9 protein-coding genes and 1 riboswitch are annotated in these 11,243 nt (G+C 68.5%); of the genes, 2 read left to right on the top strand and 7 right to left on the bottom strand.

Annotated features, from left to right (window positions below; translation table 11 throughout):
• Nucleotides 1-175: 175 nt before the first annotated feature.
• The gene (locus ACVCMB_RS06600) at nt 176-2,302 is read right to left on the bottom strand and encodes a M13 family metallopeptidase (protein ID WP_447106473.1); all 2,127 of its coding nucleotides are present in this window, start codon (nt 2,300-2,302) and stop codon (nt 176-178) included.
• A gap of 123 nt (nt 2,303-2,425) precedes the next feature.
• On the bottom strand, nt 2,426-3,103 hold the full coding sequence (locus ACVCMB_RS06595) for a DUF502 domain-containing protein (RefSeq protein ID WP_395119608.1): 678 nt from the start codon (nt 3,101-3,103) through the stop codon (nt 2,426-2,428).
• 116 nt (nt 3,104-3,219) lie between these two features.
• On the opposite strand from ACVCMB_RS06595, the gene ACVCMB_RS06590 reads away from it, so the two are divergent.
• Nucleotides 3,220-4,554 (top strand): M48 family metallopeptidase, encoded by a 1,335-nt coding sequence (locus ACVCMB_RS06590; protein ID WP_395119607.1) that lies wholly within the window; start codon nt 3,220-3,222, stop codon nt 4,552-4,554.
• Between the two features lie 47 nt (nt 4,555-4,601).
• On the opposite strand, the gene ACVCMB_RS06585 is transcribed toward ACVCMB_RS06590, so the two are convergent.
• The 5 genes from ACVCMB_RS06585 to ACVCMB_RS06565 form a co-directional block, all read right to left on the bottom strand.
• Complete coding sequence (locus ACVCMB_RS06585) at nt 4,602-5,228, bottom strand: DUF4124 domain-containing protein (RefSeq protein ID WP_447098423.1); 627 nt, start codon at nt 5,226-5,228, stop codon at nt 4,602-4,604.
• 93 nt (nt 5,229-5,321) lie between these two features.
• Complete coding sequence (locus tag ACVCMB_RS06580; protein WP_447106472.1) at nt 5,322-6,026, bottom strand: glutathione S-transferase N-terminal domain-containing protein; 705 nt, start codon at nt 6,024-6,026, stop codon at nt 5,322-5,324.
• Between the two features lie 62 nt (nt 6,027-6,088).
• On the bottom strand, nt 6,089-6,658 hold the full coding sequence (pnuC, locus tag ACVCMB_RS06575; RefSeq protein ID WP_395119604.1) for a nicotinamide riboside transporter PnuC: 570 nt from the start codon (nt 6,656-6,658) through the stop codon (nt 6,089-6,091).
• The gene (locus tag ACVCMB_RS06570; protein WP_447106471.1) at nt 6,655-8,832 is read right to left on the bottom strand and encodes a TonB-dependent siderophore receptor; all 2,178 of its coding nucleotides are present in this window, start codon (nt 8,830-8,832) and stop codon (nt 6,655-6,657) included. The genes pnuC and ACVCMB_RS06570 overlap by 4 nt, the downstream gene beginning before the upstream one ends.
• Before the next feature lie 57 nt (nt 8,833-8,889).
• A riboswitch (TPP riboswitch) is annotated at nt 8,890-8,987 on the bottom strand.
• Nucleotides 8,981-10,192 (bottom strand): phosphotransferase enzyme family protein, encoded by a 1,212-nt coding sequence (locus ACVCMB_RS06565; RefSeq protein WP_447106470.1) that lies wholly within the window; start codon nt 10,190-10,192, stop codon nt 8,981-8,983. (Overlaps the previous riboswitch by 7 nt.)
• 90 nt (nt 10,193-10,282) lie before the next feature.
• Between ACVCMB_RS06565 and ACVCMB_RS06560 the strand changes: the two genes are divergently transcribed.
• A complete protein-coding gene (locus ACVCMB_RS06560) occupies nt 10,283-11,194 on the top strand; it encodes an AEC family transporter (protein WP_447106469.1) in 912 nt (303 codons plus the stop codon).
• Nucleotides 11,195-11,243: the final 49 nt, after the last annotated feature.

Genomic DNA, 11,243 nt, shown 5'->3' with positions numbered 1-11,243 from the left:
TTGCGTGGGTGTCCGGATGGCCGGTGTTCGACGGCCGGCAAGGCCGTGGCCATGCCGATTCACGCTAGGCCAAACGTCATGGGTCAAACAGTGTCAAAGGTCAGGGGCCGGCATGCAAAAGGGCCCCGCATTCGCATGCGGGGCCCCGGTTCTCAAGCGGCTGCGACGAGCGCGGTTACCAGATCTTCACCTGCTTGTCGGCCGGACGCACCATCGCGTCGCCCGGCTTGCACTGGAACGCCGCCGCGAACGCCGGCATGTTGGACGGCGCACCGATCGCGCGCAGCGGGGCCGGGGCGTGCGGGTCGGTGTTCAGCCGCAGCAGCGCCTGCTGCTCGCGGATGTTGCCGCGCCACACACGCGCCCAGTTGAGGAAGAAGCGCTGGTCCTGGGTGTAGCCGTCGATCTTCTGCGTGGCTTCGGCCGGGTGCTGCTTCAGCGCCACCTGCAAGGCGTCGTAGGCGACGTTGAGGCCGCCCAGGTCGGCGATGTTCTCGCCCAGGGTCAGCTTGCCGTTGACGTGCGCGTCGGGTTTGTCCTTGATCGGCGTGTAGTCGTTGAACTGCTGCACCAGCTTGGCCGTGCGGGCGTCGAACTTGGCGCGGTCGGCCTTGCTCCACCAGTTCACGTTGTTGCCGGCGCCGTCGAACTGGCTGCCTTCGTCGTCGAAGCCGTGGCTGGCTTCGTGACCGATCACCGCGCCGATGCCGCCGTAATTGATCGCGTCGTCGGCCTTGGCATCGAAGAACGGCGGCTGCAGGATCGCGGCCGGGAAGTTGATCGTGTTGTCGGTGGGGTTGTAGTACGCGTTGACCGTCTGCGGGGTCATGCCCCATTCCTTGCGGTCGGTCGGCTTGCCGATCTTGGCGATGTCGTAGTCGTAGTTGAACTTCGACGCTGCTTCGAGGTTGGCGTAGTAGTTGTCCGGCACGATGGTCAGGCCGTCCCAGCTGCGGAACTTGTCCGGGTAGCCGATCTTGGGCAGGAAGGTTTCCCACTTGGCGATCGCCTTGGCCTTGGTTTCGTCGCTCATCCAGTCGAGGTTCTGGATGCGCGCCTTCAGCGCGTTGCGGATGTTGGTGACCAGTTCCTCGGCGCGCTGCTTGGCCTCGGGGGTGAACTCCTGCTTGACGTACAGCTCGCCCAGCGCCATGCCCATCGAGCCGTTGACCGCATTCAGCACCTGCTTCCAGCGCGGCTTCTGCTCCGGCTGGCCGGAGAGGGTCTTGCCGTAGAAGGCGAAGCGGTTGTCGCGGAACGGCTTGCTCAGCGCATCGGCGGCGCCGTCGATGGTGTGGAAGCGCAGGTACGCCTGCCACTGGCTGGCCGGCGCGCTGGCCAGCAGCTTGTCGAACTCGGCGAAGAACTTCGGCTGCGACAGCGAGAAGCCCTTGTCGATGGTCACGCCCTGGGCCTTGAAGAAGTTCTCCCAGCTGAAGTGCGGGGTGATCTTGTCCGCTTCGGCCACGCTCACGAAGTGGTACTGGTTTTCCGGGGTGCGCAGTTCGACCGGCGCCAGCGAGGCGGCGGCCAGGCTGGTCTCGAACGCCATCACCTGGTCGGCCTGTGCCTTGGCGTCGGCGGCGGACACGCCGGTCAGCTCCAGCGTCTTGGCGATGTAGTCGAGGTAGGCCTTGCGCAGGTCGGCATGCTTCGGGTCGGTGTAGTAGTCCTTGGTGGGCAGGCCCAGGCCATCCTGGAAGGTGTAGCCGATCTGCGTTTCGGCGTGCTTGAAGTCGGCGCCGGCGCCGAACTGGAACACCAGCATGTCGCCCTGGGCGAAGCTCTTGTCGAGGAAGGCGGCCACGTCGTTGCCGTTCTTCAGCTGATCGATCTCGGCCAGCTTGGGCTTGATCGGGTCGAAGCCGGCCTTGTCGATGGCGGCCTCGTCCATGCCCGACTTGTACAGGTTGCCGATCTTCTGCTCGATCGAGCCGGCGGCAGCCTGGTCGGCGCCCTTGGCGGCGTTCTCGACGATCGTGTGCTGGGTGTTGAGGCTGTCCTCGGCCAGCTTGTCGAACGCGCCCCAGCGGGTGCGGTCGTTCGGGATCGGGTTGGCGGCGACCCACTTGGCATTGACGAACTGGTCGAAGTCCGTGCACGCCTCGGCCGGCGCACCCAGCTCGCTGACGTCGAAGATGCTCTTGCTGTCGACGGCCGCGGTGCTGCCGGCGGCGGCCGGTGCGGTGCTGGCGGTCGGCGCCGGTGCATCGGCCGGGGTGGCATCCTGCTTGCCGCAGGCGCTCACGGTCAGGGCCAGGCTGACCGCAAGGGCCAGGGGCTTCAGGTACTGCTTGGTCATGGATATCCCTCGATGGGTGGATCTGGACGGTTTGAGGTTGCGGACATGGCCGCGCGCAAAAGGCTCCCCGGGCGCGCGGACGCAGCCGTTCACGCTAGGCCAATCGACAGGGGCCAGACAGTGTCAAAGGTCAGGGGGTGAGGGGCTGAGGGCGTGCCGGACCGGCGCGGCCGGCAGGCTGTCCGGCGCCACCGCGCCGCCGGAAATGATGAAGGCCATGGCCTGGTCCATGGTCCAGTCGGTGGGGACGAGCTCGTCCACCGGCACCAGTTCCAGATAGCCGCCGGTGGGGTTGGGCGTGGTCGGGATGTACACCGCGGCGATCTCCCGGCCACTGCCTTCCTCGATCATCACCCGGGTCACGAAGCCCACCACTTTCATGCCGCGCCGCGGAAAGTCCACCAGCACCACGCGCTGCATGCCGCTGGGCTTGTTCTGCAGTACCGCCATCAGCTTCTTGGTGCCGCCGTAGATGGTCTGCACCAGCGGGATGCGCGCGAGCAGGTTGTCGAAGGCATTGAGGAAGCGCTGGCCGATCACCCGGTTTGCCACGAAGCCGAGCAGGTACAGCGAGCCCAGTGTGATCAGCAGGGCGGCGATGTAGGTGAGCCATTCCATCTTCAACGACTCGGCGGCACGCGGTGCCACCAGCGCCAGCGTGCCGAGCAGGGCCTCGACCATCGGCGCGCCGATCCCGGCCAGCACGCCCAGCACGAAATTGAATACCAGCCAGGTCACCCACAACGGGATGAAGGTCAGCAGGCCGGTCAGCAGATAGCGTTTGAGGCGGAGCGGGGGCATGGATCGATCCGGCGGGTCGTGTCCCGCATTGTAGGCGACCGGCGCGGCGACGGGCGTGGTGGCGGGCTTCCGGCGATTGGGTTAGCGTGCTGGCTCCACATGGGGATGGGGGAGTCATGAAGAAGCTGATCGGCGTGCTGCTGCTTGCATGGTTTGTCGTCGGCGCGATCCACGCGCAAGCAATACCTTCGTCCACCGCAGCGGCCCCGGCGCCGGCGGTTTCCGCGGCGGCGGCGTTCGACGCCGATGCTGCCACCCAGGCCTACATGGCCGAGCTGACGCCGGCGCAGCGGGCCAATTCCGATGCCTACTTCGAGGGCGGTTACTGGCTGACCGGCTGGGATCTGCTGGTGGCCCTGGGCGTGGCGTGGCTGCTGCTCGGCACGCGGCTCTCGGCGCGCATGCGCAACCTCGCCGAGCGACTCACCCGCTGGCGCTGGCTGCAGACGGCGATCTACGCGATCCAGTACATCGTGCTGACGACCGTGCTGACCCTGCCGTGGGCGCTGTACGAAGGTTATTTCCGCGAGCACCAGTACGGCTTGTCGAATCTGGGCCTCGGCGGCTGGCTGGGCGAGCAGGCCAAGGGGCTGGCGGTGGGGCTGATCTTCGGCACGCTGGCGCTGGTGCTGATCTATGCGGTGATCCGGCGCGCCACGCGCACCTGGTGGTTGTGGGGCGCGGGGGTGGCCATCGTGTTCGTGATGTTCATGGCCACCATCGCGCCGGTCTACATCTCGCCGCTGTTCAATACCTACCAGTCGCTGCCGGAGAGCCCGCTGAAGGAGCAGGTCCTGTCGATGGCGCGCGCCAACGGCATCCCCGCCTCGGACGTGTACTGGTTCGACGCCTCGCGGCAGAGCAAGCGCATCAGCGCCAACGTCAGCGGCATGTTCGGCACCACCCGCATCAGCCTCAACGACAACCTGCTCAAGCGCAGCTCGCCGGAAGAGATCAAGGCCGTGCTCGGGCACGAGATGGGCCACTACGTGCTCAACCACATCTACAAGGGCATCGTGTTCTTCGGCGTCATCATCGTGATCGGCTTCGCCTTCGTGCGCTGGGGCTTCGGCTGGGCGCAGCGGCGCTGGGGCGAACGCTGGCAGTTGCGCGACGTGGGCGACGTGGCGGGCTTGCCGCTGATCGCGGCGCTGTTCGCGATCTTCATGTTCTTCATGACGCCGGTGAACAACACCATCACCCGCAGCATGGAGGCCGAGGCCGACGCGTTCGGCCTGAACGCGGCACGCCAGCCGGATGGTTTTGCGCATGTCGCGGTGCAGTTGTCCGAGTACCGCAAGATGCATCCCGGTCCGGTCGAGGAGTTCCTGTTCTTCGACCATCCCAGTGGCTGGCAGCGCATCCATCGCGCGATGGTGTGGAAGGCCGAGCATCTGGACGATCCGGGGGTTCGCCGCCAGGGTGCCGACATACCGCAAGCGGCGCGCTGAATCGGGCGCCTGCGCGCCTCAGCGGCGGCGGTGGTCCGGATGCGGCCTCAGCACTGCACCCGGCCGCCGGCGAGTTGCGTGCACGGCTGGTAGGTCGGCGGTGGGGGCGGCGTCCAGCGATGGCCGTGATCGCCGTCGTGGTCGTGCGGGCGGTGTCGATACGGCGGCGCCGGCGCCCCCCAGTAGAGCGGCGCGTAGTCGTCCACCGGCTGGGACAACGCCTCGCGATACTGGTCGTTCTGCTGGCGCAGGGTGTCGTTCTCGACCTGCAACTGGTTGCGCTCGGCCTCCTGGTCGAGCTGCGCCTGCCGGCGCGCGGCATCCTCGCGCTGCTGCGCGGCGAGGGCCTCGTCGTAGCGGCGTTGTTCGGCGTCCTCCTGCGCCTGCCGATAGGCGGCCACGCGCTCCTCGTACAACGCGTCGAGATGGCGCGCGTGGGCGTACTGCCTGGCGAGGTCGTGCTGGCCCAGGCGCAGGTAGCGGTCGATCACCTCGCTGTCGTCGGCCTGGTGCAGCAGCTGGCCCTTGCCGTCGGCACAGGGGTGATCGGTATAGGCTACGCCGCCGCCGGCCTGCGGGCACTTGTAGATGTTCTGGGCGCCGGCCGCCGGGGCCAGCAACCACAAGGCCAGCGCCAGGCCAGGCAGCAACGATGAGGCGATCGAGTCGTTCATGGTGATGGCCACTTTGCGGCAGCGCGACTGGATGCCGCGTGACTGGAAGCTTGCCCCCGGCGCGTACCTTCGTCCAGCCCGCAGGCGCCCGGTTCAGCCGCGCCGCGGGATCTGCAGGCCGCGCGCCACCGCCGGCCGCGCCATGCCGCGCTCCAGCCAGGCGGGCACGTGCACGAGGCGGTCGTAGTCGACCAGCTCGCGCGCCTCGTAGAAGGTGATCAGGTTGTTCACCCAGCCCAGCGTGGCGATGTCGGCGATGCCGTAGTCGTCGCCCATGATCCAGTCGCGGCCCGCGAGGCGAGCCTCGAGTACGGCGAGCAGTCGTTTCGATTCGTTGGCGTAGCGCTCGCGCGGGCGCTTGTCGGCGATCTCCCTGCCGGCGAACTTGTTGAAGTAACCGAGCTGGCCGAACATCGGGCCGATCGACGCCATCTGGAAGAACACCCACTGGATGCACTCCCAGCGCCGCGCGGGTTCGGCGGGAATGAAGCCGCCGGTCTTGTCGGCCAGGTACAGCAGGATGGCGCCGGATTCGAACAGCGCCAGCGGCTCGCTGCCGGGGCCGTCGGGGTCGATGATCGCGGGAATCTTGCCGTTGGGGTTGATCGACAGGAACTCCGGCGTGTGGCTTTCGTCGTTGGTGATGTCGACCAGGTGCGGCTCGTACGGCAACCCGGTTTCCTCCAGCATGATCGACGCTTTCACGCCGTTGGGCGTGTTGAGCGAATACAGCTGGATGCGTTCGGGGTGCCGCGCGGGCCAGCGCGCGGTGATCGGAAAACGGGACAGGTCGGGCATGCTGTTTCGTCATGGTTGCGGAATCGCCCATTGTGCCCCGACGGGCACCATGTGCCGTGAAATCAAGCCGCCGCAGCGGCGCGCCCGGCTTGCCGCCACGCGCGCAAGCCGATCGCCGCCAGCACCACGAAGCCGGCGTAGAGCACCGAGGTGATCAGCAGGTGCTTGTAGATGTATTCGCCGACATAGATCACGTCCACCGCAATCCACAGCCACCACGCCGCGATGTGGCGGCGGCCCTGCCACCACTGCGCGACCAGGCTGAAGGCGGTGAGTGCCGCGTCCAGCCAGGGCAGCGCGGCATCGGTCCAGCGATGCATCGAATAGCCGAGCAGCAAGGCCGCGACGGTACCGATGGTCAGGTGGACGATCGCCTGCATCAGCGGCAGCGGGGCGAGCTGGACGCGACCGTCGTCGTCCAGGTTCTGCAGCCAGCGTCGCCAGCCGTAGACGATCAGGCCGGCGAAGGCGAGCTGCAGCAGGGCGTCGGAATACAGCCTGGCGTCGATGAAGATCCAGCCGTAGACCAGCACCGACACCAGCCCGACCGGCCAGCACCAGGGCCGCCGCCTGGCGGTGAGCCAGACGGCCCAGGCGCTGATCAGCGCGCCGGCGAGTTCGATCCAGATCACTGGAAGTCGTAGCTGACGGAGAGCCGCGCCAGCCGCGGCGCAGCCGGGAACAGGTAGCGATCGCCGCCGGCCGAGCCGGTGTCGCGCCAGTAGAAGTGGTTGAACACGTTGTCCACCGACAACCGCCAGGTCAGCGCGTGGCCGCGCCACGGCGTGGTGTAGCGCAGGCCGGCGTCGAACACGTCGTACGACGGTACGCGCACGGCGCCATCGGGCGTGGCGACGTTGGCCGACGCGTGGCGCCAGCCGCCGAGCAGGCTCAGTGCCGGTGCGGACGGCAGGCGGTAGTCGAGGAATACGGCGGCACGCAGGCGCGGCACGTTGGTCAACTGGTGGCCCTCGTACGCGGGCGTGCCGCTGCCTTCGGCGCGGGCCTGGATGACGCTGGCGCTGGCGATCACGCGCAGGTTGTCGCCGAGCCGGCCGTTCGCGCCCAGCTCGACACCCGTATGCACTTCATCGCCTTGCTGCACGAAGGTGAATCCCTCGGGCGTGCCGTCCGGCCGGGCGAACTGGCCGGGCTGGTGGATGCGGTAGAGCGCGCCGCTCAGCGCCAGCGCATCGGTGGCCTGCAGCTTGACGCCGGCTTCGAGCTGGCGCGACAGCCGCGGCCCCAGCGTGCTGCCGCCGTTGCTGGTCCAGTACGGCGCCTCGATGCCCAGCGACAGGCCTTCGCTGTAGCTCAGGTATACGGTGGTCGGTGCGTTCGGCTGCCACAACACGGCGGCCTGCGGCAACGCCTTGCGCAAGCGGGTGGTGCGCTCGGGCGCACCGCTGTCGTCGTAGCTGCGCTCGTGCAGGCGTGCCAGTCGGGCGCCGGCGATCAGCTGCCAGCGCTCGCCCAGGTGCACGCGATCCAGCGCGAACAGCGAATGCTGCCAACTGGTGAGCCGGCGCACCGAAGGGCCGGGCTGGTTCGGCGAGGGCGCGAAGATGGGTGGGTCGGCCTGGTCGATGTTGCCGGTGCCGACGTAGTCGTAGACATAGGCGCGGCGGTCGATGGTGCGGCGGAACGCGCTGGCGCCGAGGCTCAGCTCGTGGCTCAGCGCGCCGGTGGCGAAACGACCTTCGAGCACGGCGCGGGCCTCGTCGCTGACGCGGGTGTCGTCGGGGCTGCGGAAATCATAGATGTCGTAGTCGCCGTTGGGCGCGAAGAACCAGCCGGGCACGCTGCCGTCGGCGCATTCGCTGGCGTAGAAGCAGCCGTAGGCGAACGCTACGTTGTCGTCGATCACGCTGCGGCTGTGGCCGCCGGCGAAGCGCAGGTGCCAGTCGTCGCTGAAGGCATGCTCGATGCGCACGCTGCTGTTGGACGACTGGATACCCACCGGCTGCTGCCACGGCTGATAGCCCAGCATGCGCGTGGCGTCCGGGTGCGCCGGCAGCGTCGTGCCGCCGAGCAACTGGTAGCCCGACACCGAACGCTGGCCGCTGGTCTGGTAGTTGCCGTCCAGCTCCAGCGTGGTGCGCTCGCTGATCTTCCAGTCCGCCGCCAGCGCCAGCATGCTGCGTCGGCCGTTGGCGTGGTGCACATACGAATGGATGTCCTCGTGGGCCGCGTTGACGCGCACGCCGAACTGCGGCGTGAGCCAGCCGCCGACGTCGACTGCGACGTGGCGCGAGCCGTGCGAATCGGTGCCCAGGGTGACGCTGCGCACGTCGGCCGGCCGCTTGCTGACGTAATTGACCACGCCGCCGGGCTCCATCACGCCGGCTTCCAGGCCAGCCAGGCCTTTCAGGATCTGCACCTGCTGCACGTCTTCCAGCGGCACCTTCTGCTCGCCGGCGATGGTCAGGCCGTTGCTGCGAAAGCCGGTAGCGGGGTCCAGCACGTAGCCGCGGATCGCGATGTCCTGGTAGTAGCCGACCGGCGCGTAGTTGTCGCCCAGCGCGGCATCCTCGCGGGCCAGTTCGCTGAGCGTGCGGATCTGCCGGTCGTCCAGCTGCTGGCGCGCCACCACGGTGATCGACGCCGGCGTGTCGTGCAGCGTGGCGCGGCCGTAGCTGTCGAGGCCGCTGTCGCGCGGGTGCTCCGGCGCCTGTCCGCGCACGTGCACGGTGGCCAGGTCGACGGCCTGCGGGGTATCGGGTTGCGGGGTGGCGCTGCCGGTGGCGGCCGCGCCGGTGGCGGCAAGGGCGGCAAGCAGGGCCAGGGCGAGGGGAGTGCGGGTCATCGTCGTCGTCTTCGGGTAGCGGACGAAGCGACGGCGAACCGGTACGTTCGCGAGAACGATCCGACTCTGCAAGCTCCCTACGCCGGTATTGACCGGATCAGGTTCCAAGGGACTCTCTCAGCCCGGCGTTTTGCCGGGCACCCCCGCTTCAAGAATGCGTATTGAAACACGAATGGGCGCGGCCTGCCGAATCGCCCTGCGCGCCGGTGGCAAGGGCGCGGATGGTTTGCAACAGAGCCTGCCCGGCGGATGTGCGGAACCACGCCGCATGGCCGCGCAAAAAGGTGTCGTAGGCAACGTCGGCGCTCGCAGTCGATTGCGTGATTGCGTGGAAGTACTCCACTTCGGACAGAGCGAAATCCACGTGCACCAGCGGCAGCAGGTCGGCCAGCAGTTGCAGGTCGTCGCGGGCGAGTGGGCGGATTTCCCGATAACCCTCGATCAGCGCGCGGGCGATGGACGGATGGATCGCCGCCGCACCGGTATCCAGCGCCAGCCATGCGACCGCATTGCGCTCGATCGCGGTGGCGAGGTCGAACAGCGCGCAGTTCGCCGCGGCCAGGCCGAAATCGAGCACGGCGGTGATGTCGGCGTCGTCGCCGCTGCCGCTCCAGCAGAGGTTGGAGACGTGCCAGTCGCCGTGCGTCCACAGCCGTGGTTGCCGGGCCAGCGCTGGCTGCAGGCGCGCGTGCCATGGCGCGAGCAGGTCGGCGAACTCGCGCTGCCAGGGCCGGCCGCGCAAGTAATCGGCGAGGCCGGGTCGCTGCGGCAACTGCGATTCCAGTGCCGCCACCGGATCGGCAGCGGCGATCAGCTCGCTGCGTGCCACCAGAATGTGGGTGCTGCGCTGGGGCGCCGCGTAGTCGGCGCCGGCGTCGTGCAGCCGCGCCAGCATGCGGCCGGCGCGGCGCGCGTGGAACGGGTTCGGCAATGGCTGCCACGAGACCAGCTCGCGGTACAGGTCGATGCCCGCGGCGCGCCGATGCACTTCGTAGACCCAGTCGCCGATGGCGATGGCGGTGTCGCCGTCGGCGTCGCGCAACACGTCGGCCAGCGGCAGTCCGTGCTGGCGCAGGTGCGCGATGTAGCGGTGTTCCTCCGTCAGCGTGGCGGCCGAGCGCACCCGTTGATGATGGCGCTTGACGAACAGCGTGCCGGCTTCGGTGTCGACCAGACAGGCCGCCGAGAGCGGGCGCGGACTGTGCCAGACGACTCGCCGCAAGGCGCCGGTTTGCGGAAAGCGGCTCAGCAGCACCTGCAGTTCCGGCGCGACGAGAGCCGGCCAGTCGGGAGCGATATCGTCGCCGGCCAGGCCGTGCACGAGGTGATCGGGGTCTGCAGGGGCGGTCGGCTTTGGCATCGGCACGATTATCGCCCAGCCGCTGCGCCTTTCGGCCGACGGTGTTTTTCGCGTCTAATGACGCTCTTTGCCCGGGTCCGTGCGCATCCCATGAGTGCCTTGCTGCTGCTGTTCGTCTGCCTGCTGCTCGGCGTCGTGGTGGCGCGTTTCGCGCGGCCGCCGGCGGGCATCGTGCAAGGCATCAACTGGTGGGTGCTGAACGTGGCGCTGGCGGCGCTGGTGCTGGAGCTGATCCCGAAGCTGAAGTTCAACGCCGACCTGTGGTTCGTGGTGGCCGCGATGTGGCTCACCTTCGGCGGCGCCTGGTTGCTGTTCGGCCTGCTCGGCCCGCGGCTGGGCTGGTCGCGGCAGCGCACCGGTTCGCTGATCCTGGTGTGCGGGCTGGGCAACACCGCCTACATGGGTTATCCGATGGTGCAGGCGCTGCACGGCAAGGCCGGCCTGGCGCTGGCCGTGGTCGCCGATCAGCTGGGCGCGTTTCCGGTGCTGGCGTCGGCGGGCATCGTGGTGGCGTCGCTTTATTCCGGACGCACGCCGCAGCTGCGCCCGATGCTGCGCCGCGTGTTTTCGTTTCCGCCGTTCCTGGCCTTGTTGCTGGGCATCGTGGTGGGCCGCCTCGGTGGCTGGCCGGAGTGGCTCGACGGGGTGTTCGCGCCGATCGGGGCCACGCTGACGCCGCTGGCGCTGTTCTCGGTCGGTTTGCAGTTCAAGTTCCATCCCGGCCAGCGTCAGCTCGGCGCGGCCGCCTGGGGGTTGGGCTGGAAGCTGCTGCTGGCGCCGCTGCTGTGCTGGCTGATGGGCACGGCGGCGGGCGTGGAGGGCCTGGTGCTCACGGTGGGCGTGCTGCAGGCGGCGATGGCGCCGATGGTGTCGGCGGCGATCCTGGCCGACGAGTACGAGCTCGACCCGGCGCTGGCCAACACCGTGCTGGGCGCGGGCATCGTGCTGTCGCTGCTGACCGTCCCGCTGGCCAACTATCTGATGGTCGGCGCGGCGTGGTGAGCGACGCGGTGCGGACGCTTGCGTCGCGGCCGCGCTGCGTCGAGACTGG

The sequence above is a fragment of the Rhodanobacter sp. UC4443_H10 genome (assembly GCF_052978325.1).
The sequence above is the reverse complement of the archived record's forward strand: the minus strand, read 5'-3'. Positions and strand labels throughout refer to the sequence as shown.